Consider the following 22,347-nt stretch of genomic DNA (forward strand, 5'->3'; position numbering starts at 1 on the left):
TGACAGTTTTGAGATCTTAATGCACCGTTTATGCCGCAGGCGGGGCATTTTCCGAACGGCGAAGGACCCAGCGCATCAGCAGCTCTTGCAGCTGATGGATCTCGAAAGGCTTTGCAAGATAGTCGTCCATGCCGGCTTCAAAACAGCGCTCCCGATCCTCCTGAAACGCACTGGCCGTAAGCGCGATGATCGGTGGACAAGCAAGACCTGCATGCGTGCGGTCGCGGAACAGTTCTTTGATGGCCTTCGCAGCCATCAGCCCATCGACGCCGGGCATCAGGATATCCATCAGGATGAGATCGAACGGCCTTTTACGACGCTGTAACGTTTCCCAGACAGCTGCAATGGCAAGCCGCCCATCCTCGACCGCCGTGACGGTGCCGCCGACGCGAATGACCGCCTTTCGCACCAATAGGGCATTGACCGGATTATCCTCCGCAACAAGAACATTGAATTGTCCTGCGATACGAAGAGGATTTCCCAATCCTGAAGACATAGCGGCATGGCGGTCCGGATGCGGCAAAACCTGATCGGGCTGGTGCTTCTCAACATCAGATCGGGCAGCGATCTCGAAACAGAGACATGCCGTAAACGATGTGCTCTCGTCCGGATTGAGTTCCGCAACGATATCGCCCCCCATCGCCTGAGCGAGCCGCTTCGAAATTGCAAGTCCCAGTCCCGTTCCGCCAGGATGCCCAGACGTCTCGCACTGTTCGAACTCACCGAACAGTCGCAACATGAACTCCGGCGGAAATCCGACGCCAGTATCCGTTACCTTGATCGCGATCTTGCATCGACCGGAGTCCGTCGCCTCCGCTACCGACATGCAGATTCCGATCCCTCCCTTCTCTGTAAACTTCACGGCGTTCGAAAGAAGGTTGAGAACGATCTGACGGACACGCATCTCGTCGCCGCGCACCCATTCGGGCACGTCGTTCATGACAGTCGATGTAAAGGACAGTCGCTTTGCCGCGGCGCCAGGCGCCAACAACTGCATGGCCTGGGCAACGCACGTTTTCAGAGAAAAAACCTTATTTTCCAGGTCGAGCCTACCCGCCTCGATCCTGGAAAAATCGAGAATATCGTCGATCAATGAAAGAAGCGCGCGCGCTGAATCTTCGACAATTCGCACGCATGTTCTTTGCTCGCCATCGAGCGCGCCGTCGCGCATAAGCCCGATCATTCCAAGGATGCCGTTCATCGGCGTCCGGATTTCGTGGCTCATCGCGGCGAGAAAGCGCGATTTCGCGCGGCTTGCTGCCTCGGCCTGATCGCGCGCTTCGTTGAGTTCGTTCGCGATCGCACGATCAACCGTGATATCGCGACCGACACTTTGGATGTCGATGCGGCCGTCGTCGCTTTTTATCTCGCACTCCGTCCAAGCGATCCATCGCTTACCATTCCGCATCTGAAGAAGTTGAACGACACACCGGCCGCCGGTTGGGAGCTCCGGCCCCGCCTCCTCCCGGATGATTGGCGGCTCAAACTTCTTTCCTATCAGTGCGTCGGATCGAACATCGAAAGCCTCGCAGAACGCACGATTGGCAAAAACAACATCACCTGCCGCCGAACGGCGAACGATGAAGTCCTGTTGCGCATCGAGCAACTCGCGATAGCGCAACGCATTGTCCGAAAGTCGCCAGTGCGCATCCTCGATCTTTTCAAGCGTTGATTCAGCGCTTCTGTCGTTTTTGCCGTCTCGCGCCAAGAGGCGCCGCAATGATGCGGCCGCCGAACCGATCGAAAACGAATGAAAGTTTTTTCTAAACAAAGCCGGATGCCCCTGAAATGCAGCGAACACTCGACTGTGATGTTTGATGGACTCTAAAGAGACTTGGTTAAGCACCAGATTTGATCAAACGTCGCGATCAATGCGCGAAATTCCAAAATGATTCTAAGGACATCGCGTAAGGCCGATAAAAACAAGCTCAGCGCCGCGCAAAATCTTCATCAGTAAGAGGACGAGCCGCGTCTTCAATCATCAACGGAACACCGTTCTTTATCGGAAATGCTAGCCCTGCGGCCGTGCTGATTAATTCCTGTGCGTTTGCATCATAGATCAAACGCGTCTTGGTCAGCGGACAGACAAGCAGCTCCAGCAATTTTGGATCGACCATATTTGACGGCTCGTCAGCGCCATCGAGACTTTCGGAAGCCATTGCATAATCCCGCGCTACTGCAGCGTCGTGCCGCTGCTGCCGTTAGAAGCCAAATCGATTTCCGCAAGCGCCACGAGCACCTCGGCCCGCGAACGCAGGTCCCTTGCCTCCAGCAGCGCTTGCTTTTCCTCCGGTCCGTACGGGCACATGACCGAAAGCGCGTTGATCAGAAATTCATTCGACGCCCGCTGGATTGAAGCCCAGTCGGTTTTCAGACGATTGACTTCCAGATACGTTTTGAGCACGCGAAGCAGGTTTTGGCGATCGACCAGCTCTTCGCCGAGACCCTCCGTCAGATCGTTCGCGAAACGATCGTAGCTGGCACTCATGATCCGGTATGGCTTGTCGGTTTCCGTTTCTCCGATCGATTCGAAACGTATGATGCCCGTTAACGTGATGATCAGCCGCCCATCATCGAGTTCCTGATAGGAGGTGACGCGCCCGGCGCACCCGACGGAGCGGAGGCCGGCCGTTTTATCGAGGGGGCTTTCCTGGTCGTCATCGCCTGCGACCAGCGGCTGAAGAATGCCAATAACGCGCCCCCCTGACATAACGTCGTCTATCATTTCCAGAAAACGTGGCTCGAAAATATTGAGAGGTAGCGTAGCGCGCGGCAACAGAATTGCACCCCTCAGAGGAAACACGGGAATCCTCGCCGGCAAATCGGCCGGACGCCTGTAACGATCTGTGAGTGTCAATTCAAAAAATCTCCGCCGCGCGTCCGATGTCAGCTGAATAGGAGCGAGGATAACCTCCGGCGCCCCTCAGCGACCAGCGGCTCTTTGGGGCCCCAGGCATCAAAGAACTGCAGAAGTTGCTTGCGCGCCGCTTCATCGTTCCAACTCGCGTCCATCCTGACGAGATCGAGCAGAAGATCAAGAGCCTCCGCCTTTTGTCCGCTCGCCGCGAGCCCGACCGCTAGATCGAACCGTGCCTGATGATCGTTAGGATTTTCGGAAAGACGTTGCCTAAAAGCAGAAAGATCGCCTGTACTTGTCGTCTTCTCGGCAAGAAGTACAGCAGCCTCCACGCTTCGGACCGATGCAATCTCGCGCTTATCTGGTGGAACCAGCGCCAAGGTCTGTTTTGCCCTCTGCGCGTCGCCGCTCTTGAGATAGCAGGACGCGAGCCCGGCCAATGCTTCTGCGTTGGTCCGATCCTCTTGCAGGACCGTCGCAAAAATTTCGGCGGCACCCTGCAGATCGCCCTGCTCGACGAGGTCTGCTGCGGACTTGAGAAGCTCCGAGGCTTCGACCTCGGCATCGTCAGCAATGAGCCGATCGACAAACGCCTTGATTGCGCTCTCAGGCTGCACACCGACAAACCCATCGATCGGCTGCCCATTCCGAAATGCCAGCACCGTCGGCAGCGACTGCACCCTAAGCTGCGCGGCTACGGCTTGGTTTTCATCGACGTTAATCTTCACAAGCCGGACCTTACCGGAATAGCTGCGCACGACCTTCTCGATGATCGGCGTCAGTTGCTTGCACGGCCCGCACCACGCCGCCCAGAAATCAACGATGACTGGCACGCTCTTGGAAGCCTCGAGCACATCCGCCTTGAACGACGACGTTGTCGCGTCCTTGACGACGTTGCCGCTCCCCCCGAGTCCCGAATCCGAATTGCCTGCGCCGAATTCCATAAAATCTTATCTCCTCGCCGCGCTTTCGGCGGCGCTTAAATCTACAATACGCGGCTCATGGCCAGTTGACCGAATGAACCGTAAAAGATCGTCACGCGCAATGTTGGTTGTGGCTGTATTCTCAAGCGGGTGACAATTAATGCTGTCCTCCGCCATCAGCGCTTGATCGAAGACCACCATAACACGATGTGCACTGTCATTTGCGACAGCGAATGCCGTTACGGACCCCGGTGTGACGCCGAGTGCACTCAGCAACAATTCCGGCTTTCCAAACGACAGACGCCCGGTGCCGAGCCGCTTCGGAAGCGACTTGAGATCGATGACCGTCGTGGTTCTCGCGACAATGAGAACAAGGGCTCCGTTTGCATCTTTGAGAAACAGATTCTTGGTATGCGCCCCAGGCAGCGGAATATCGATGGAGCTGCTTTGCGCGACGGTGAACGCCGGCGGATGATCGACCGTCTGCGTCGCAATACCGAGTTCGCTAAGACGAATCATCAAGTCGTCTCGACTAACTGGCATCTCCGCTCTTGCCCCCCGTTGATAAGTTCAATGTCTGGTAGCGATGGGGCGTCCTGCGACCTGGTGACAGGCCGGAATCGGCCCCTTGCATTGCCTTTGCACATGCGCCATAAGGCGTGTCTCGCGGCGCTGCAAGGCACCGCGCAACACGGAATTGCGGGTGTAGCTCAGGGGTAGAGCACGACCTTGCCAAGGTCGGGGTCGAGGGTTCGAATCCCTTCGCCCGCTCCAAACATCGCCAGGGTTACCCCGCCCTGCGGACAAACGATAACCTTCTCAAATTTAGGCGTTCGCAAGCACCCTTGCCGCGCAGTGCGTCAGCTTGCCCGCAGATGCGTGCATCGACAAACCATCTGAATTTCGCCGGTTCTCCGGCCGCGCGCCGCTATCTCACAAATCAGTAAGCCCGCCGCACCCGGAATTGGCGAAACCTTCAATTCGAGGGCGCGTTGCCTATCCACGAAGATCGGGGACTGGTCCGCTCCGGCGGAACGGTGAACGAACTCATTTTCAAAGAGGTTTATATGAATAGATACATAAGCGCACTCGCTGCGGTAAGCGCAGCACTATCTCTTACGGCCTTCGTCCCCGCGGCCGATGCGGCCCATAAGGGCGGCGGTCACGGAGGCGGCCACATGGGTGGGCACATGGGCGGTCACTTCGGCGGCCATTTCGGAGGCAGCCACTTAGCCCGGAATTTCGGCGGTCATCACGGCGGCTGGCATGGCGGCCATGGCCATCACTGGCGCGGCGGCGGCTGGTACGGATATGGCTGGGGACCCGGGATTTACCTCGGTGATCCTTATTATGACGATTACTACGACGACGACTACGATTGCTATTGGCGTCACGGACGCCGGTTCTGCACGTATTGAGGCACACACTCGGGATCGCATGGCTGGCTCCGGACTTAACCGTCCGGAGCCTTTTATTACGTCCCTCACATGCGGAGCATCTATTCTGGCTCGCGATTGGGCATTCCTCCAAAACGCCACGAGAGGCCGCACATGAAAAAGAGCATCAGCGCCTTCATAGTCACAAGCGCCGCACTTTTAGTGCTCGTGTCACCTGCCTTTGCCAAGACAACAGCGTCCCTACACCATCACTACGTGCACAAAGCTCACGTCGCCAAACATCATATGCATCGAAGGCATTCTGCACATTTGCGCCACGGATATTGGCGCCCCGGCCCCCCGTACGGCTATCGCTTCGGCTTTTCGACGTACGCCGGCGATCCATTCTACAGCGACGATTATTTCGACGGTCGCCATTGCTATTATTTGCACCGCCGCGATTTTTGCCGTGGTCCGAAATCCCTCGATTGGCTGCGCTGGTAATATCCAGCAAAAACAGAGACGCGTAAGCGATCGCAACCCCGAACGCCGATCGGGGTCGCAACAGTAGCCTTATTGCCCCATCTTCTCGAAACCGTACGAGTTTACAAAATCGTATGGAAAGAGCGCGCTCACGCCGACGCTATAGTTGTGCAGGCGTCAAAAGCTGGCGACCGACAACAAGGGAGAGCACGCATGAAGATCACATTGGGAGCAATCATCGTGGGCGCCGCGATGGTGCTGTGTGGGGGCTACGCGAACGCGACCGTGAACGGCAACGTACACACGCTGAACCTGATTTCCAAACAAGCCTCGCCGACGCAGGACGTTTATTGGCGTCGTCGCTGGCACCACCGTCATCGTCATTGCTGGTGGAGACACGGCCACCGTCACTGCCGCTGGTGGTAATCGAATTCGTGGCTGTCACGGAGAGTGTGGCGCACGACGCGCCGCACTCTCTGCTTTGCCCCACGGGCGCCCACGCGACGCCAATGTCACGCCATACTCGATCGGCATTATGCATTCCGTGTTGTCAAACAAGGATGCATTGGATTGAAGCACATCATCCAGCTCATGCAAGCCACGCTCGCATGTGTGATTATGGTGGCCATGGTTTTTAGCGTTCCGGTCTTGGCCACAGCCTTCCCGTTACATGTCGGCGTATCGTTCTCAGGTTGGAAGCAACTGCACCCCCCTCAGCAAATACCAGACAGCAAGCTGCCGACTTGACGACTCGCACTCTAGAAAGGCCGCAATTCAATGCGGCCTTTGCCGTCTCAGCCGATCGCACGAACGTTGCCTAAAACGCGGCCGAAGTGTCGTGAATTCTCATCAAGTTGAGGCGCTTCAACGTTATCCGGAGCGACGTTCCCCACGCCCGCCGCCCTTCGGCTGGAACATCGATAGATTTCATTCACGAAATCTCCGGAACAAGCTCCGCTAAGCAATCAATCGTTGTAGAGACGTTCCGTGTCCCGTCCCTCCCTTGAATGGGACAGGCGAAGCTCATAGGAAAGTGAAGGGCCGCCACGCCCCGCAATTCTCCTGCAAACGCGCCCGCTCCGGGCGCCAGACAGAGGAACCACTCGCGCCATGACCGCAACCACCAGAATGTTCGTCGTCCGGCCGCTCGCATTTCTCGCGGTCATAAGCGCTGCACTTGCGACTGCAGGCTGCGGCATCAACACGATTCCGACATACGAGCAGCAGGCCAAAGCGGCTTGGAGCGAAGTGCTCAATCAATACAAGCGGCGCAATGACCTCGTTCCGAACCTCGTCGAGTCCGTCAAAGGCTTCGCCGATCAGGAGAAGTCGGTTCTGACCGAAGTCACGGAAGCGCGCAAGCAAGCGACTAACATTCAGATCCCGCCGGACATCCTCACCAATCCCGATGCCATGAAGAAGTTCCAGGATGCTCAAGGTGCGCTCGGCGGCGCCCTCGGGCGTCTGATTGCCGTCGTTGAACGCTATCCCGACATCAAGTCGGGTCAGAACTTCCTCGCCCTGCAAAGCGAACTTGCCGGCACCGAGAACCGCATTGCCATCGCGCGGCGCGATTACATCGAAGCCGTCCGCAATTATAATACCGAGATCACGACCTTCCCCGGCCGCCTCTGGAAAATGGCGCTTTATCCATCGGCGAAGGAAATGGCGACGTTCGATATCCCAGCCGAAGAGCAGAAGGTGCCGAAGGTGGATTTCAGTAAGCCATAGCGTGGCGGACCTCAAACCATTGACGGAAGCCGTCCGATGATTGGCGCAGCATCCGCCGCTCGGTCCTTGACGCAACGCGATAAGCGTTGGCCCGTCATGCGAACGATCGCGCTCGCCGTGTTTGCCGCGTCCGTGACGCTAATCGCGACGGCATCTGCGGCGCCGACCTATCCGGAACTGACCGGCCGCGTCACCGACCAGGCCGGTCTTCTTTCTCCCGCCGACAAAGCTGATATCGAGAACACGCTCGCCGATCTCGAACGGACCTCGACCGACCAGATCGCAGTCGTGACCGTGAAGTCGCTCGATGGCTATCCGATCGAAGACTACAGCATCGGGCTCGCCCGGAAGTGGGGCATCGGTCAGAAGGGCAAGGATAACGGCATCCTGCTTCTTATCGCCCCGAACGACCGGCAGGTTCGGATCGAAGTCGGGCGCCGCCTCGAACCGTTCATGACTGATACGATGTCGGCGCTCATCATCCACAATGCCATCCTGCCGAAATTCCGGCGCGGCGATTACGCAGGCGGCATCAAGGACGGCGTGCGGGACATCAAGACCGTCCTGCTTGGCGATCCCGAGGAGGTGAAGCGGCGGGCGGCAGGCGGGCGCACTCCGGAAAACGATCCGACAGCATTGATGCATCTGCTGATATTCTTCCTCATCGTCGCATTCATCATGTGGGTTAACTACCGGAACGCCCAGGCCATGCGCGCGGGAACGCCCGGCAATCCGCGGCGGCGCGGAGGTATCATTTTTATCCCTGGCGGTTCCGGGAATTGGGGCGGAGGCTGGTCCGGCGGAGGCGGTGGCGGCGGAGGCTGGTCCGGAGGCGGTGGCGACTTCGGCGGCGGCGGAGCTTCGGGAAGCTGGTAGCGGCGATGACGAAACAACAAGGCGATGGCGAGCGATGAGCTTCATTAGCGACAAAGACGCAGAGCGCATTTCCGAAGCGATCACAAATGCCGAGCGCACGACCTCGGGGGAAATCGTCGCCGTCATTGCCGAGCAAAGCAGCCGATATGAGCACATACCCTTTTTGTGGGCCGCGCTGCTGGCATTGATCGTTCCTTGGCCTCTCATCCATTTCACATGGATGAACGTCCAATTGATCTTCCTCATACAGCTGATCGTATTTTTTGCCCTTCTCGCACTCGCCTGGCATCCAAAGGTGCGAATGGCGCTCGTCCCAAAAGCGATCGCAAACGCCAATGCCCGTCGCCGTGCCAGCGAACAATTCATTGCGCAGAACCTGCATACGACAACCGGACGGACAGGCGTTCTCGTCTTCGTCTCGGTCGCCGAGCAACGGGTCGAGATTATCGCCGACAGCGGCATCGATGCGAAGGTTCCGAAAGGGACATGGCAAAGCATCGTCGACGACTTCACGCGCGAAATCGCTGCGGGCCATGCGGTCGACGGCTTCGTCCACGCGATCGAACGGATTGGCGTGCTCCTCGCAGAGCACTTTCCACCGGGATCGATCGATCCGAATGAGCTTCCCGACCATCTGATCGTTTTGCGAACCTGACCACCGAATGTGCTAAGTCACCGCGAGGGAGAACGCGCGTAGAGGGGAAGCGCAATGGCGTCAATCGATCTCGGCGGTCCGACCGCCAGCGAAGCTTCAGCAGCAAGCCACGCAGTCGTTCGCGCGCCAAGGCGAGCCCGCGTTTCGTGGATGCTGTTCGATTGGGCGACACAGCCACATTACACGCTGGTCCAAACCTTCCTCTTCGCCCCCTACTTCGCCAATACTGTGGTCCAGAACTCGGTCTGCGGCACACTGATCGCCGGAGGCAGCGAGAAAGCGGCCTGCGGACAAACGCTGTGGGGCTACGCGGCTGCCGTGGCCGGACTGCTGATCGCGATCCTAAGCCCGTTCCTCGGCGCGGCCGCAGATGGCCGAGGCGCACGCAAACCGTGGATGGCGGGCCTCTCCGTCATCTTCATTGCCGGCCTCACCACGCTATGGCTTGGAGCGCCTGCCGCCCCGTTGGCGAGCGTTCTCCTGGTGCTTGTGGGATTCGTGGTCGCGACGTTGGCCGCTGAGCTGATGAGCGTGTTCTCGAACGCGATCATGACCGGCCTTGTGCCGCACGCCGAACTCGGACGCCTCTCCGGAACGGGGTGGGCCGTCGGCTACTTCGGCGGTCTCGTCAGCCTCGCTCTCATCGCCGGCTTGCTCGTACCCGTTCCCGGTGCCACGACGACGCTTCTTGGCTTCCATCCGCTCTTAATGCTCGACGGCACTACGCATCAAAGCGACCGCATTACCGGCCCATTCGCCGCCATCTGGTTCACGATTTTCATCATCCCGTTTTTCCTGTTTGTTCCCGACAGGAGAACAGCGCGCAACCTTGCGCCAACCCAGCGATCCGCGACGGCCGAGCTTTGGGATACACTCAGATCGCTCCCTTCGATGCCGAGCCTGATGATCTTTCTTATAGCGCGCATGCTGTTCACCGACGGGCTGACGGCAATCTTTGCATTCGGCGGGATCTACGGCGCGTCCGTGTTCGGATGGGGACCGCTGGAACTTGGGATGTTCGGCATCATCCTGACGCTAGTCGGAGCCTTCGGAGCGCTCGTCGGCGGTCATCTCGACGATCGTATCGGACCGAAAACCGTCATTATCTTCGCTTTGCTTGCACTCATTGCCGGAGCGATCGGCATTTTATCCGTCGATAAAACGCACGTTCTCTTTACGACCGAGGTTGCCGCGAAAATCGCAGGATCGAAACCGTTCTCGTCAGCCGGAGAGCGAGTCTTTCTCGCATTCGCGATTCTGGTCGGCCTCGTCGCCGCACCGGTCCAAGCTGCAAGCCGCTCGCTTCTCGCGCGCTTGGCGCCTCCCGACAAGATTACGCAATACTTCGGTCTGTTCGCCTTTTCGGGAAAAGTCACGGCGTTCCTGGCGCCATTCGCCGTCGCTTTCCTCACGCAGGAAACCGGCAGTCAACGCATCGGCATGTCCGCGATCCTCGCGTTTCTGCTGATTGGCATCTTCTTGATGCTCTTTGTCAGAACGCGCAGACAGGCTCGCGCGGACTGATGCTCGATTTCCCCCCTCCCCCTTCGCGGAAGGGGCTAGGTGTGGGAGCAGGACAGAGCCGCGCTAATGCCGGAAGTGACGAACGCCGGTGAAAACCATGGCCAGTCCGCGCTCGTCGGCAGCTTTAATGACGTCGTCATCCCGCACCGATCCACCCGGCTGAATGACGGCGGTCACGCCCGCTTCCGCTGCTGTGATCAATCCATCTGCAAACGGGAAAAACGCATCGGACGCGACAACCGCGCCGACGGTGAGTGGTTCGCTCAATCCCTGGGCCTTTGCAGCTTCGGCAGCTTTCCAGGCCGCGATGCGCGCCGAATCAACCCGGCTCATCTGGCCGGCACCGACTCCAACTGTCGCTCCATTTTTTGCATAAACAATGGCGTTCGATTTGACGTGCTTCGCAACCTTGAACGCAAATCTCAGGTCTGCCAGCTCCGCATCCGACGGTCGGCGCTTGGTAACGACCTTTAACTCCACATCGTCAGCATTGCTCGCGTCTCGTGACTGGACCAGAAAGCCACCCGCGACAGATTTGACGAACAACCCCTCACCCCGCGAATTCGCCAAACCGCCCGTCAGTAACAGCCGCAAATTTTTCTTCGCCGCAAAAATTACCTTCGCTTCTTCACTTGCATCAGGAGCAATGACGACCTCGGTGAAGATCTTTGTCATCTCCTCGGCTGCGCTTTTATCGATCTTCTGATTGAGCGCGACGATCCCGCCGAATGCGCTTACCGGGTCGGATGCAAGCGCCTTGACGTACGCATCCTTCAGCGATCCGGCCACCGCCACGCCGCAAGGATTGGCATGCTTGATGATCGCAACGGCCGGAGATTTCGCATCGAATTCCGACACCAGTTCAAAAGCCGCATCCGTGTCGTTGATGTTGTTATAGGACAGTTCCTTGCCTTGAAGCTGCGTTGCCGTCGCAACGCCAGGCCGGCCGCGATCCGAAATGTAGAGTGCCGCCGACTGATGCGAATTTTCGCCATAGCGAAGCGATTGACCGAGCTTTCCGCCAAACGCGCGCCATTCCGGCGTATCGATGCCAAGCTCCCGCGCAAACCAGCTACTGATAGCGGAGTCGTATGCCGCCGAGCGCGCAAACGCCTTTGCCGCCAGCTGCTTGCGAAATTCGAGCGTCGTTGCGCCCTCGTTTTCAGCAATCTCGGATAAAACGCGCGCATAATCCTCCGGCTCAACGACAACCGTAACGCCCGCATGGTTCTTGGCCGCCGCGCGGATCATGGCCGGTCCGCCGACGTCGATATTCTCGACGCAGTCGTCGTAGGATGCACCCTTCGCAACCGTCGCCTCAAACGGGTAGAGATTTACGACGAGCAGATCGATCGGCAGAATGCCATGCTCATTCGCGGCCCTCTCGTGCTCGGCATTGCCGCGAATACCGAGCAATCCCCCATGGACCAGCGGATGAAGCGTCTTGACCCGGCCGTCCATCATTTCGGGAAAGCCGGTCAGCTCCGAAACATCGATAACTGCCAGGCGCGCAGCTTTGAGTGCCGCCGCCGTACCCCCCGTCGAAACGATCTCGATTCCGCGCTCCTGCAAGGCAGTCGCAAATGCCACGAGACCCGTTTTGTCGGAAACCGAGAGCAGCGCCCGGCTAATTTTTGCTTCGGCCATAGTCACCCCGCATGTTTGCGACAGGCGGTTATCATGGTCTTTCCGGCAAGGCCATCCCACTTTCCGAAGAACGCGCGATTGTGCCACGCTGGCGCTCGCGGTCATCAACCAAGAACGTCGGCTGTCTCGGCGCGCATCGACCAGTGAACCTCTGTCTCACCGAAGGTAGTCCCGCGCAGTACAATCTGCAGGGCCGGACGCGGTCCGGCGCTATCGACGTAAAACAGGCTTTCTTCGATAGAAAGCGAAGCATCGTCGGCGCGGAAGACCCAGAAGCGCCCATCCGGTAATTTCACACGGCAAGTTGCGCGGTCTTCGAGTGTACACCGGCAATCGGGATGCAGGTGGAAGTGAATTGCATAGGGCAGATCCTGCTTCAACCGCAGCTGCCCTTTCGGCGGACCGAGAGTATCCATGCCGTCAAGCTTATGACCGTCGGGCGAAAGAGAGAGCTGACGCGTATGAATTAATCCATAACGCTTCAGATACCCGTCATGCGTTGCCCTAAGTACCGCATACCCTGTTTCTTCGCTATATTCCGACGTTACGGAATCGGGTCCACGGATAGGTAGCCCGCCAATCATGTCTTCGAGCTGCGCATGCCGCACGAGACGAGACGATGACGTCCCAGCGAGGCAAAGAGTGTTGTGGCTCGCAGTCGCGCGCGCAGCCGAATCCCAGCTGTGATCGGCTGGACCGGGAAAACCGCCATTCGCGAGCACGAGATACTGACGCGACGTTAATTCGAATGACAGCGCACCAGCCTGTGCCTCGGTTGCCATTTCGAGCGGCGGCGGCGGGCCGACGTCGGCAACAATGATGGTATCTCCCCGTTCAAGCCGCGCGTAACCGGATGCGCGCGCAACAGCCCGCACGTCGAAATCTTCAGCCGAATAGGCAAGGACAGTTGCAAGCGTTGCCGGTGAACCTGTGCTCACACCATTGAAGCGCGCGAGCATCCCATCTCCGAGACGCATAAACCGGAGGAAGCCCAGCGATTTCCGAACCGCTGCATTGATCTCCTCCGGCGGCTGACGTCCGCGCGAATGGAAGCATTGCCCGAGTGGCAACAGATCGAGAATCAAATCGGCCAAGACGCTCGCGCTGCGACTGATATGTCCGCCATCGTCGAGTATTTGCCGATTTAATTCTTCGATAAGCGCATCAAGTGCCTCTTTGAGCTGCCGGTCATGACCTGAAACCGAGAGATCGGATAAGACGAGCGCGATAAGGCAAACGAGCCGCGGAATGCCGTCTGGCGCGCTGCGCCATGTTGTTTTCAGCGCGACGATTTGCTGACCGATGCTCGATAGGATCGCCGAATACGAGCGTGCGTCGAGTCCTTCGAGGAGCATGTTCGCCTGCGCGATCCAGGAGATCAATCGGCGTCCGACGACCTCCGGTTCATAGGCGATCCCATTTGCGACTCGCCGCGTCGCGATCCAGTCGAGTACGAGTTCTCGCGCGGCCGCAGCCGCTTCCTCCTCTTCGGTTGCAGCGAGATGGCGCAACCAGCCAAAACCATGCAGCTCCCGCGCCCAAGCGAGACTTGGAGGGTCGACCCGGAATGGCGATGCACCTTTCAGATCCGCGATCTGGGATGCGAGACCAAAATGCCCATGCGCGACCTCGCTCCAAAAGCTTGGATCGGCGGCGCGCAGCTCCTGCGGCACGATCAGAATTTGATCCGCGCCCGTTCCGGCGTAACGCCACCGAAAGAGCGGAGACGAAAGTGTCCGCGTTACCGCCCGGCGCCGTAGCCGCTCGACCGACAGCGAGCGAATTTTCAACCGCTCCGTAACGTTGAGACTCGACATTGAGATCCCCGGCTGCGCACGCATCCGCCGCGCAAGCCCGACTAAGCCCGCACTGGCGCCAAAACAAGGCGTACCGATGAGGTAGCAGTTAACAATGCGCTTTCACAAGCGCCGCGGCGTAGAAGCCGTCAAGTCCGCGCATTCCCTCGGGCAATTCCGAAAGGTACGATGGCAAAGTCCTAAGATCGCCATCCTCCGTCCGCCAAAGGAGCGGAACGACGGTGTCATCGAGCTGCACAGGTTGCCGCCTGAAATCCGCGTGCCGCGTAAGAAATGCGGAAACCTGATCCTCGCCCTCCTCGGGCTCCAGCGAACACGTGCAGTAGACGAGCGTTCCTCCCGGCTTCACGAGCGATGATGCATGGTCGAGAAGTCTTTTCTGCAAATCCGCGAGCGCCGCCACATCCTCCGCGCGTTTTAAATAAAGAATATCGGGATGCCGCCGGATCGTCCCGGTCGCCGTGCACGGCGCATCGAGCAAAACAAGGTCGAATTCGGAGCCGTTCTGAAAGCTTTGCGCATCGGCAACCGCAACATCCGCCGACAATCGCAGACGTTTAAGATTTTCGCTTAAGCGCGCCAAGCGCCCCGCCGATTTATCGACCGCAACGATGCGCGCGCCGCCATGTGCAAGTTGCGCCGTCTTCCCGCCGGGCGCGGCACAAAGATCGACCGCCGAAAGCCCCGAAACATCGCCAAAGAGCTTGACCGGCAACGCTGCGGCCGCATCCTGAACCCACCACGCGCCGTCGCCATATCCCTCAAGATCCTCAATGCGCCCAACACCTGAACATCTGACCGACCCACTCGGAAGCGCGATCCCGCCAAGGCGCTCTGCCCAACCTTTGACGTCGGATTTGACAGTCAGATCGAGCGGCGGCTCGGCAAGGCAAGCCCGAGCAATCTGCCGTGCTCTCGCAGCGCCATAGACGCGGCTCCATTTATCGAGCAACCAATTCGGGAACGTCAGCGCAACGTTGTCGAGCGAAGCAAACCGCCCGTGGCCGCTTTCACTGACGCGCCGCAAAACCGCGTTCGCCAGATTAGCGAAACGTCGCCCGAGGCGATCGTTGCGACACTGATCGACCGCGAGCGAGATCGCCGCATGCGGCGGCGTCTTCAACAGCAGAAGTTGCGCGGAAGCAGCGAGCAGGATGAGCTCCAGCCGTCCAAGATGCTCTGGCAAAGGCTTTGCTATATAGGTATTGAGCACGGCCTGAAGCGAGCCGCGATTACGAAGCACCGCCGTCGCGACCAACCGCGCAAACGCGCGATCGCGGGATGCCAGATCGCGCGACGCAGCTGCCTTGGCGAACGAGTCGTCAAATGGCCGCTTGTCGATCAGAACGGAAAAGAGCGCCGAAACCGCAAGATCGCGCGCCCCCAAACCGTCTGCACCGGAAGCCTTGCCGTTTGCGGCACGAACGCGCGTTGCGCCACGGACGATGCGTGTCGCCGGGCGGGCGCTCTCGCCGCTTGTTCTACCGTTCGACACATCAGCCCCAGGGATTCTGAGGTTTCGTGTAGTTTTGTCCACCAATCCAAACTTGGCCTCGACCGTCGCCCGCCGGCCCAGCCACGTCCCCATTACCCCACGGACCGGAACTCGATCCCGAAGCGGACGTAACGCCCATCTCGCGCGCCAGAGCTTCGAGTGCAGCGACACGGTTCTCCACATTGGGATGCGTCGAGAAGAGATTATCTATTCCATGACCGTTCAGGGGATTGATGATGAACATATGTGCGGCAGCCGGAACGGCTTCAGCTTCGGGATTGTCGATCCGACGCGCCTGCGAATCGATCCGTCGCAACGCCGACGCAAGCCAAAGCGGATTGCCGCAAATCATACCCCCCATGCGGTCGGCTTGGTATTCGCGTGATCGGCTGATCGCCATTTGTACGAGACCGGCGGCCATCGGCGCTACGATAATAGCGGCCAGTGTACCGATCATTCCGAGACCGCCCCGATCATCGTTGCGCACGCCACCGAAAAGCATGCCGAACTGCAGATACTGAGCGACCATGGAAACGGCACCGCCGATTGTCGCCGCCACTGCCATCGTCAGCGTGTCGCGATTTTTGATATGCGAAAGCTCGTGCGCAAGCACACCCGCTAGCTCGTTCCGATTTAAGGATTCGAGCAGTCCCGTCGAAGCGCAAACCGCCGCGTTCGACGGATTGCGTCCTGTCGCGAAAGCATTGGGCTGCGCATTGTGCATGACATAGACGCGCGGCACCGGCAGCTCGGCGCGCTTCGCAAGCTCACGGACCAGTCCGACAAACTCCGGCGCGGTCGTTTCGTCGACGGCTTGCGCGCCGAACATCCGTAAAACGGCCGTGTCGGACTTCCAAAGGCTCACGGCATTCATGACCATCGCTACGACGAATGCAATGACCAGGCCCGATTTGCCGCCGATCGCCGCGCCAAGCGCTACGAAAATGGCAGTGAGTACCGCCAGTAAAAGCGCCGTCTTGGCATAATTCATGGGCATCGCCGCGATCCCTAAAGCTACCGGCACACATCCTGCGGCCGACCGCAGCATATATATGATCCGGCCGGCAGCGTATAAAGGGCCGTAAAGAGGGCTTCCACCTCCGATCTATTTGAACCGTTTTAATGAACATGGATTCCGATCGACATCCCGAAGCCGAAACGCCGGAAACGGCGACGAAGCGCACGCTGACGCCCGAAGCTCAGAGAGCCCTGGCCGAAGCCGCAACGCGCCGCAAAAATGCTGCCACTCAGTCCACTCAACGCGAAATCGGAGGCCGCGACGGTCCCGAGCCGACGCGTTTCGGCGATTGGGAGAAAGGCGGCATCGCCTCCGACTTCTAGGTCGGCGGCGCGCGCCTATTTTGCCGGTTTGAGATCAGGTCATCGACGACCGCCGGATCGGCAAGCGTCGAGGTATCTCCAAGATTGCCGAAATCGTCTTCCGCGATCTTCCTGAGAATACGCCGCATGATTTTGCCCGAGCGTGTTTTCGGCAGCCCAGGAGAAAACTGGATTAGGTCGGGCGACGCAATGGGGCCGATCTCCTTCCGGACATGCGCGACCAGTTCCTTCTTCAGACTGTCGTCGCCGTTCTCGCCCAAGATCAGAGTGATGTAGCAGTAGATGCCCTGACCCTTTAGATCGTGCGGATATCCGACGACAGCTGCTTCCGCGACCTTCGGGTGTGCGACGAGCGCGCTTTCGACTTCAGCTGTTCCCATGCGATGGCCGGAAACGTTGATGACATCATCGACGCGCCCAGTAATCCAGTAATAGCCGTCCTCGTCGCGGCGACATCCGTCACCGGTGAAATACATGCCGGGATAGGCTGAGAAATACGTCTTCTCAAAACGATCGTGATCGCCGTAGACGGTTCGCGATTGTCCGGGCCAGCTATCAAGGATGACCAGGTTGCCCTGCGCGGCTCCTTCGAGAATAGTTCCCTTATCGTCGACGAGCGCCGGTTGGACACCGAAGAAAGGAAGGGTTCCCGAACCCGGTTTCAATGCCGTTGCGCCGGGAAGCGGCGAAATCATGATCCCGCCCGTTTCGGTCTGCCACCACGTATCGACGATCGGGCACCGGCCTTCTCCGACGACGTGATAGTACCATTCCCACGCCTCGGGATTGATCGGCTCGCCAACCGAACCGAGAAGTCGGAGCGATGCGCGGCTTGTCCGTTTCACGAGATCATCGCCCGCACCCATCAGCGAGCGGATCGCGGTCGGTGCCGTATAGAAGATCGAGACCTTCCACTTATCGATCACGTCCCAGAAACGCGAAGCCGAGGGATAGGTCGGAACCCCTTCGAACATTAGAGTCGTCGCGCCGTTTGCGAGCGGGCCGTAAACGATATAGCTGTGCCCAGTAACCCAGCCGACGTCCGCCGTGCACCAGTAGATATCTTCATCGTGGTAATCGAAGACATATTGGTGCGTCATCGCGACATAGACGAGATAGCCCGCAGTTGTGTGAACCACGCCCTTTGGCTTGCCTGTCGATCCCGACGTGTAGAGAATAAAAAGAGGATCTTCGGCCTTCATTTCTTCCGGCGCACATTCTGCTGGAACCGTTTCGAGTTCCTCGTGCAGCCAGAGATCGCGTCCTTCTGTCCACGGCACAGTATTACCCGTACGGCGGACGACGAGCACTTTTTCGCCGCCCTTGCATCCGGCAAGCGCCGTATCGGTGTTCTTCTTGAGCGGCACCGGCTTGCCGCCGCGCAATCCTTCATCCGCAGTGATGATGAATTTGGAATCTGCGTCTTCAATACGGTTCTGTAGACTTTCCGGAGAAAATCCGCCGAAGACGATCGAGTGCACGGCCCCGATCCGCGTGCACGCCAGCATCGCATACGCCGCCTCGGGAATCATCGGCAGATAGATTGTGACTCGATCGCCCTTCTTGACGCCGTGCTTTTTCAAGACATTGGCAAAACGCTGTACGCGTTCCGACAGCTGCCGATAGGTGATCTTCTCGCTATCCTTCGGATCGTCGCCTTCCCAGATGATCGCCGTCTGGTCACCGCGCGTCGCAAGATGCCGGTCGATGCAATTCTCCGAGACGTTCAGCGTACCGTCTTCGAACCACCGGATATCGACGTCGCCCGGCCCGAATGTCGTGTTCTTCGCCCGTGTGTAAGGCTTGATCCACTGAAGACGTTTTCCGGCTTCCAACCAGAAGCCCTCCGGATCGGAGACGGATTGTGCGTACATTGTCCGATATTCATCGGCATTGACAAAAGCGCGTTCGGCCCATTCCCTGGGCACGGGATAGACTTTGTCCGACATTCGAGCGTTCCTCCGGTCGGCCGTCTGGCGTGCGGCCTTCAAGCCCGCTATTATGCTGCGCCTGCGAGCGCCCTACAACATGCTCGAAGGTCGAACCGGCCCAGTTACCAGCACTTCAGACCTGCCAAACTGCAGTCTTCTTAATCTCTGCGTCCTCAAGCTCGCGCGTAACCGGCACCTGATATTCCGCAAGCTTCTCGAAACGGTTCCGCGGAAAATAGCTCCGCTGCGGATCGCCGATCAAAACCCTGCTTCCGTTCGATTTTGCAGCGTCTAAGAAAGCCAGAACGCGTTCGGCGAGCTCCCGTTCGTAAAAGAGATCGCCAACGATTATGACACCCTCGTCGCGCGGACCGCCGCTGAGAAGATCGTCCATTGTCGTCGAGACAAGAATATCGTTGACCTCAGCGTTCAGATCGACTGCAGCACAGGCAAGCGGATCGACATCGGCCGCGAGAACGCATGTGGCACCCGTCTTTGCTGCCGCGATCGCCGAAATGCCCGACCCTGAACCAAGATCCAGCACCGCCTGACCTTCGCAAACGCTGGCATTGTCGAAGAGGTAGCGCGCCATCGCCTGACCGCCTGCCCATGCGAAGGCCCAATAGGGCGGCGGCACGTTCATCTCTCCAAGTTCTTCTTCCGTCTTCTGCCAGATCGGCAGTGACTCAGCCGCGAGGTGAAGGCTGATCTCAGGCACAAGAGGCGGAGCAAGCAATTTGGTATTGTTCACGATGAAGCTCTTCAAGCCCGCACGGCCGGAATGATCGAGGCCCGCTTGCATCAGATCTTAAGCTTCCGGAAATCGACGCCCCCCATGCGGCACACTTCTTTCCATTCGTCTGCCCGAACAGGCTGAACCGATAGCCGCGAATTATTGACCAGAACCATATCGGCAAGCTTGGGGTTTGCCTTGATGGCATCGAGCGCCACAGGCTTTGGCACCGGGGCCAGTGCAGCAACGTCGACGCACTCCCATTTGCCGCTTGCGTCCTTGGCTTCGGGATGCGCCGTCGCGATGACATGACAGATGCCGACGACGTCCTTGCCTTCGTTCGAATGATAAAAGAACCCCAGATCTCCGACCTTCATCGCACGCATGTTATTGCGTGCCTGATAGTTGCGCACGCCGTCCCACGCCTCGCCTTTGGCACCGCGTGATACGAGATCATCCCATGAAAATGCATCGGGTTCGGACTTGAACAACCAATAGGCCGGCATTGGGAGCGCCTTTTCGTAACGTCAACGCTTTGCCTAGCGTGAAATGCAAGGTTGCTCAAGTCACCGAAATGACAAGGACTCCGTGCTCGGCGAGCACGAAGTCCTTGAACGCAACACCAAAGGGTCTGCTCGGTGATGGATTCTCGGATCGCTCACCGGCATGTGTGCAGAGCTTGAACGAACTCTCTTGAGATTCCGTAAAGGCGCTTTCTCGCACGTACGTAAAGACAGCTCAGCCCGAACTCAATCTTCAGCCTTCAGTGGACGTTGCATCAACGCCGTAATCGCTTCATCGACGTCGAGCCGCCCTTCAATGATACTGTGGACCGCTTCGGCAATCGGCATATCGACATTTTTCTCGCGTGCAATCCGAACGACGGCAGCCGCCGTATAGACGCCCTCAGTCACGGCTGACCGGCCCGCAAGAACCTCGGCAAGCGAACGGCCCTCACCCAGCGCCCTGCCAAGCGACATATTGCGCGACTGAACACTTCCGCACGTCAGGATCAGATCACCAAGCCCGGATAGACCGAGTAACGTTTCCGGCCGCGCGCCCATTGCTTCTCCGAACCGCCGCAACTCTGCAAAACCACGTGTAACAATTGCAGCGTGCGCACTCGATCCAAGCCCTCGGCCTTCAACAATTCCGGCTGCAATCGCCAGCACGTTCTTGACCGCCCCGCCAAGCTCTGCACCAACGACGTCACTGGACCAGTAGAGACGCATCTGCCGGGACGACAGCGCTGCCGCAAGCTGCCGTCCGACCGTCTCGTTCCGGCAAGCGAGCGTAAGGGCAGAAGGCAGACCGCGCGCAACGTCGGCTGCAAAGCTCGGCCCCGATAGAACGGCACGCAGAGCTTGCGGGGCGACTTCTTCGAGCACGTCGCCCATGAATTTTCCGCTCTGCTGCTCAATCCCCTTCGAACAAATGACGACCGGCGTGTTCGTGGACATATGTTGCGCCAGCTTGCCGGCAACGCTGCGTAAATGCTGCGCCGGCACAACGGCCAAGACAACGTTAGCATTCGCAACGGCCGCAATTTCGCCAGTCGCACGGATCGCGTGATTGAGTTCGACGCCCGGCAGAAACACGCGATTGACGTGCCGCGCATTGATATCCTCGACAACGTCCGGCTCGCGCGCCCACAATGTGACCGTCGTGCCGTTATGGGCAAGCGTTTGCGCCAACGCTGTTCCCCACGCGCCGCCGCCGACGATACTGACCGAACGCAATTGCAAAATCGCTTCCCCCGCCTGAACGTTGCCGGAGCCTAACACGTCATGCGCCTCCTTGGCTCGGCTTCACGCCTTGACGCCAGCACCCGCCGCTTTGGCCGCGTTGGGGTCGAGAGGCCACCGCGGCCGGACAGGCGCATCAAGATCGTCAACGAGCCCTCGCGCCAATCGCTCGGCACCAGCCCAGGCGATCATAGCGCCGTTGTCCGTACAAAGATCCAAAGGCGGCGCATGAAAAACGAAGCCAAAATCTTCTGCAACGTTTACGAGCGCAGCGCGCAAAACCCGATTGGCCGCGACACCGCCCGCAACGACAAAAGGTTTGTGATCATTTTCAGGAAGAACTGGAAGTACGGTCGTCATCGCGCGCCGGACCCGATCGGAAACGCTGGCGCAGACCGCCGCTTGAAAGCCCGCGCAGAGATCGGCCACGTCGGAAGGAGAAAGTGGCGCAGAGCGCACCGCAGCGTGACGAACGGCTGTCTTCAATCCAGCGAACGAAAAATGCGGGTCTTCTCTGCCGAGCATCGGTCGCGGCAGATCGAAACGTGCCGGATTGCCATCCAGCGCCGCTTTTTCGACAGCGGGCCCCCCGGGCATGGGCAGCCCGAGCAGCTTCGCCGTCTTGTCGTAAGCTTCCCCCAACGCATCGTCGATCGTCGTGGCGAGCCGCCGGTACTGACCGACATCTTCGACCAAAAGAAGTTGCGTATGCCCGCCTGAAACGAGCAGCATCAGATAGGGCGGCCTTATCCCATCTGTCAGCCCAACCGTCAGCGCATGCGCTTCGAGATGATTGACCGCAACGAATGGCTTGCCGGTCGCAAGCGCTAGAGCCTTCCCGGTCGTCGCGCCGACGATCAAACCGCCGACAAGCCCTGGACCCGCCGCCGCGGCGATCCCGGAGAGATCGTCCAGTCGAACCTTGGCTTCATCGAGCGCCAACCGGATCAACTGATCGAGACTGTCCGTGTGCGCTCGAGCCGCGATCTCAGGGACGACTCCGCCATAAATCGCGTGCTTATCGAATTGCGAAAGGACGACATTAGCGAGAATCCGCCCCGCACCCGACGCCGTCCGCTCGACGACGGCCGCAGCCGTTTCGTCGCAGCTTGTCTCCAGCCCCAAGACGAGCGAAGACCCCGGCGCGGAATGAACATACGGCATCGTCTCGTTAATGTCTTGACGCGTAAGGTTGGAATTCATGTACCTTTAG

Annotated in this window: 22 protein-coding genes and 1 tRNA gene; 9 read left to right on the forward strand and 14 right to left on the reverse strand. The window is 58.9% G+C overall.

Features of this window, described 5'->3' with window-relative positions:
- Positions 1-28 precede the first annotated feature (28 nt).
- The 5 genes from VHB22_RS14695 to VHB22_RS14715 form a co-directional block, all read right to left on the reverse strand.
- Positions 29-1,771: an ATP-binding protein gene (locus tag VHB22_RS14695; RefSeq protein WP_325457728.1), complete on the reverse strand. Its 1,743-nt coding sequence runs from the start codon at positions 1,769-1,771 to the stop codon at positions 29-31.
- A 157-nt stretch (positions 1,772-1,928) separates the two neighbouring features.
- Positions 1,929-2,159 (reverse strand): Trm112 family protein, encoded by a 231-nt coding sequence (locus VHB22_RS14700; protein WP_325457729.1) that lies wholly within the window; start codon positions 2,157-2,159, stop codon positions 1,929-1,931.
- A gap of 14 nt (positions 2,160-2,173) precedes the next feature.
- Positions 2,174-2,857 (reverse strand): LON peptidase substrate-binding domain-containing protein, encoded by a 684-nt coding sequence (locus tag VHB22_RS14705; protein WP_325457730.1) that lies wholly within the window; start codon positions 2,855-2,857, stop codon positions 2,174-2,176.
- 29 nt (positions 2,858-2,886) lie between these two features.
- A complete protein-coding gene (gene trxA, locus VHB22_RS14710; protein WP_325457731.1) occupies positions 2,887-3,801 on the reverse strand; it encodes a thioredoxin in 915 nt (304 codons plus the stop codon).
- A 6-nt stretch (positions 3,802-3,807) separates the two neighbouring features.
- A complete protein-coding gene (locus VHB22_RS14715) occupies positions 3,808-4,323 on the reverse strand; it encodes a prolyl-tRNA synthetase associated domain-containing protein (RefSeq protein WP_325457732.1) in 516 nt (171 codons plus the stop codon).
- 156 nt (positions 4,324-4,479) lie between these two features.
- Between VHB22_RS14715 and VHB22_RS14720 the strand changes: the two genes are divergently transcribed.
- The 8 genes from VHB22_RS14720 (at position 4,480) to VHB22_RS14755 (ending at position 10,425) form a co-directional block, all read left to right on the forward strand.
- Positions 4,480-4,554, forward strand: a tRNA-Gly gene (locus VHB22_RS14720).
- A gap of 293 nt (positions 4,555-4,847) precedes the next feature.
- The gene (locus VHB22_RS14725) at positions 4,848-5,198 is read left to right on the forward strand and encodes a hypothetical protein (RefSeq protein ID WP_325457733.1); all 351 of its coding nucleotides are present in this window, start codon (positions 4,848-4,850) and stop codon (positions 5,196-5,198) included.
- A 132-nt stretch (positions 5,199-5,330) separates the two neighbouring features.
- Entirely contained in the window at positions 5,331-5,660 is a 330-nt protein-coding gene (locus VHB22_RS14730; RefSeq protein ID WP_325457734.1) for a hypothetical protein, read from the forward strand.
- A 192-nt stretch (positions 5,661-5,852) separates the two neighbouring features.
- Positions 5,853-6,065 carry a hypothetical protein gene (locus VHB22_RS14735; RefSeq protein WP_325457735.1) on the forward strand — a complete coding sequence of 71 codons (213 nt, stop codon included), beginning with the start codon at positions 5,853-5,855 and terminating at the stop codon, positions 6,063-6,065.
- 684 nt (positions 6,066-6,749) lie between these two features.
- Positions 6,750-7,370, forward strand: coding sequence for a LemA family protein (locus VHB22_RS14740; protein WP_325457736.1), 621 nt, complete (start codon positions 6,750-6,752; stop codon positions 7,368-7,370).
- A 96-nt stretch (positions 7,371-7,466) separates the two neighbouring features.
- Entirely contained in the window at positions 7,467-8,246 is a 780-nt protein-coding gene (locus VHB22_RS14745) for a YgcG family protein (protein WP_325457737.1), read from the forward strand.
- 34 nt (positions 8,247-8,280) lie between these two features.
- Positions 8,281-8,901: a TPM domain-containing protein gene (locus VHB22_RS14750; RefSeq protein WP_325457738.1), complete on the forward strand. Its 621-nt coding sequence runs from the start codon at positions 8,281-8,283 to the stop codon at positions 8,899-8,901.
- A 54-nt stretch (positions 8,902-8,955) separates the two neighbouring features.
- On the forward strand, positions 8,956-10,425 hold the full coding sequence (locus tag VHB22_RS14755) for an MFS transporter (protein ID WP_325457739.1): 1,470 nt from the start codon (positions 8,956-8,958) through the stop codon (positions 10,423-10,425).
- 63 nt (positions 10,426-10,488) lie between these two features.
- On the opposite strand, the gene purH is transcribed toward VHB22_RS14755, so the two are convergent.
- The 4 genes from purH to htpX form a co-directional block, all read right to left on the reverse strand.
- Complete coding sequence (purH, locus tag VHB22_RS14760; protein ID WP_325457740.1) at positions 10,489-12,072, reverse strand: bifunctional phosphoribosylaminoimidazolecarboxamide formyltransferase/IMP cyclohydrolase; 1,584 nt, start codon at positions 12,070-12,072, stop codon at positions 10,489-10,491.
- A gap of 104 nt (positions 12,073-12,176) precedes the next feature.
- On the reverse strand, positions 12,177-13,889 hold the full coding sequence (locus VHB22_RS14765) for a heparinase II/III family protein (RefSeq protein WP_325457741.1): 1,713 nt from the start codon (positions 13,887-13,889) through the stop codon (positions 12,177-12,179).
- 88 nt (positions 13,890-13,977) lie between these two features.
- Positions 13,978-15,384, reverse strand: a complete 1,407-nt coding sequence (locus tag VHB22_RS14770; protein WP_325457742.1) for an RsmB/NOP family class I SAM-dependent RNA methyltransferase — start codon at positions 15,382-15,384, stop codon at positions 13,978-13,980.
- 1 nt (position 15,385) lies between these two features.
- Complete coding sequence (gene htpX / locus VHB22_RS14775) at positions 15,386-16,375, reverse strand: zinc metalloprotease HtpX (RefSeq protein WP_325457783.1); 990 nt, start codon at positions 16,373-16,375, stop codon at positions 15,386-15,388.
- Positions 16,376-16,506: 131 nt separating this feature from the next.
- Here htpX and VHB22_RS14780 point away from each other — a divergent pair, with 131 nt between their 5' ends.
- Entirely contained in the window at positions 16,507-16,725 is a 219-nt protein-coding gene (locus VHB22_RS14780) for a DUF1674 domain-containing protein (RefSeq protein WP_325457743.1), read from the forward strand.
- On the opposite strand, the gene acs is transcribed toward VHB22_RS14780, so the two are convergent.
- The 5 genes from acs to tsaD all read right to left on the reverse strand — a co-directional run bounded on the left by acs (position 16,722) and on the right by tsaD (position 22,298).
- Entirely contained in the window at positions 16,722-18,674 is a 1,953-nt protein-coding gene (acs, locus tag VHB22_RS14785) for an acetate--CoA ligase (RefSeq protein ID WP_325457744.1), read from the reverse strand. The two genes, VHB22_RS14780 and acs, sit on opposite strands and share 4 nt — an antisense overlap.
- Before the next feature lie 115 nt (positions 18,675-18,789).
- Entirely contained in the window at positions 18,790-19,458 is a 669-nt protein-coding gene (locus VHB22_RS14790) for a methyltransferase (protein ID WP_325457745.1), read from the reverse strand.
- Positions 19,458-19,895: an EVE domain-containing protein gene (locus VHB22_RS14795; RefSeq protein WP_325457746.1), complete on the reverse strand. Its 438-nt coding sequence runs from the start codon at positions 19,893-19,895 to the stop codon at positions 19,458-19,460. The genes VHB22_RS14790 and VHB22_RS14795 overlap by 1 nt, the downstream gene beginning before the upstream one ends.
- A 243-nt stretch (positions 19,896-20,138) precedes the next feature.
- Positions 20,139-21,173, reverse strand: coding sequence for an NAD(P)H-dependent glycerol-3-phosphate dehydrogenase (locus VHB22_RS14800; RefSeq protein WP_325457747.1), 1,035 nt, complete (start codon positions 21,171-21,173; stop codon positions 20,139-20,141).
- A 24-nt stretch (positions 21,174-21,197) separates the two neighbouring features.
- Positions 21,198-22,298: a tRNA (adenosine(37)-N6)-threonylcarbamoyltransferase complex transferase subunit TsaD gene (tsaD, locus tag VHB22_RS14805; RefSeq protein ID WP_325457784.1), complete on the reverse strand. Its 1,101-nt coding sequence runs from the start codon at positions 22,296-22,298 to the stop codon at positions 21,198-21,200.
- Positions 22,299-22,347 lie beyond the last annotated feature (49 nt).

Source organism: Hyphomicrobium sp., from assembly GCF_035548195.1.
Classification (GTDB): Bacteria; Pseudomonadota; Alphaproteobacteria; order Rhizobiales; family Hyphomicrobiaceae; genus Hyphomicrobium_B.

Excerpts from the sequence above, each read along its gene's own strand:
- VHB22_RS14700 (WP_325457729.1), bottom strand. The coding sequence starts at position 2,159 with ATGGCTTCCGAAAGTCTCGATGGCGCTGACGAGCCGTCAAATATGGTC.
- trxA (WP_325457731.1), bottom strand. The coding sequence starts at position 3,801 with ATGGAATTCGGCGCAGGCAATTCGGATTCGGGACTCGGGGGGAGCGGC.
- VHB22_RS14715 (WP_325457732.1), bottom strand. The coding sequence starts at position 4,323 with ATGCCAGTTAGTCGAGACGACTTGATGATTCGTCTTAGCGAACTCGGT.
- VHB22_RS14725 (WP_325457733.1), top strand. The coding sequence starts at position 4,848 with ATGAATAGATACATAAGCGCACTCGCTGCGGTAAGCGCAGCACTATCT.
- VHB22_RS14730 (WP_325457734.1), top strand. The coding sequence starts at position 5,331 with ATGAAAAAGAGCATCAGCGCCTTCATAGTCACAAGCGCCGCACTTTTA.
- VHB22_RS14735 (WP_325457735.1), top strand. The coding sequence starts at position 5,853 with ATGAAGATCACATTGGGAGCAATCATCGTGGGCGCCGCGATGGTGCTG.
- VHB22_RS14740 (WP_325457736.1), top strand. The coding sequence starts at position 6,750 with ATGACCGCAACCACCAGAATGTTCGTCGTCCGGCCGCTCGCATTTCTC.
- VHB22_RS14745 (WP_325457737.1), top strand. The coding sequence starts at position 7,467 with ATGCGAACGATCGCGCTCGCCGTGTTTGCCGCGTCCGTGACGCTAATC.
- VHB22_RS14750 (WP_325457738.1), top strand. The coding sequence starts at position 8,281 with ATGAGCTTCATTAGCGACAAAGACGCAGAGCGCATTTCCGAAGCGATC.
- VHB22_RS14755 (WP_325457739.1), top strand. The coding sequence starts at position 8,956 with ATGGCGTCAATCGATCTCGGCGGTCCGACCGCCAGCGAAGCTTCAGCA.
- purH (WP_325457740.1), bottom strand. The coding sequence starts at position 12,072 with ATGGCCGAAGCAAAAATTAGCCGGGCGCTGCTCTCGGTTTCCGACAAA.
- VHB22_RS14765 (WP_325457741.1), bottom strand. The coding sequence starts at position 13,889 with ATGTCGAGTCTCAACGTTACGGAGCGGTTGAAAATTCGCTCGCTGTCG.
- htpX (WP_325457783.1), bottom strand. The coding sequence starts at position 16,375 with ATGAATTATGCCAAGACGGCGCTTTTACTGGCGGTACTCACTGCCATT.
- VHB22_RS14780 (WP_325457743.1), top strand. The coding sequence starts at position 16,507 with ATGAACATGGATTCCGATCGACATCCCGAAGCCGAAACGCCGGAAACG.
- acs (WP_325457744.1), bottom strand. The coding sequence starts at position 18,674 with ATGTCGGACAAAGTCTATCCCGTGCCCAGGGAATGGGCCGAACGCGCT.
- VHB22_RS14790 (WP_325457745.1), bottom strand. The coding sequence starts at position 19,458 with ATGCAAGCGGGCCTCGATCATTCCGGCCGTGCGGGCTTGAAGAGCTTC.
- VHB22_RS14795 (WP_325457746.1), bottom strand. The coding sequence starts at position 19,895 with ATGCCGGCCTATTGGTTGTTCAAGTCCGAACCCGATGCATTTTCATGG.
- tsaD (WP_325457784.1), bottom strand. The coding sequence starts at position 22,298 with ATGCCGTATGTTCATTCCGCGCCGGGGTCTTCGCTCGTCTTGGGGCTG.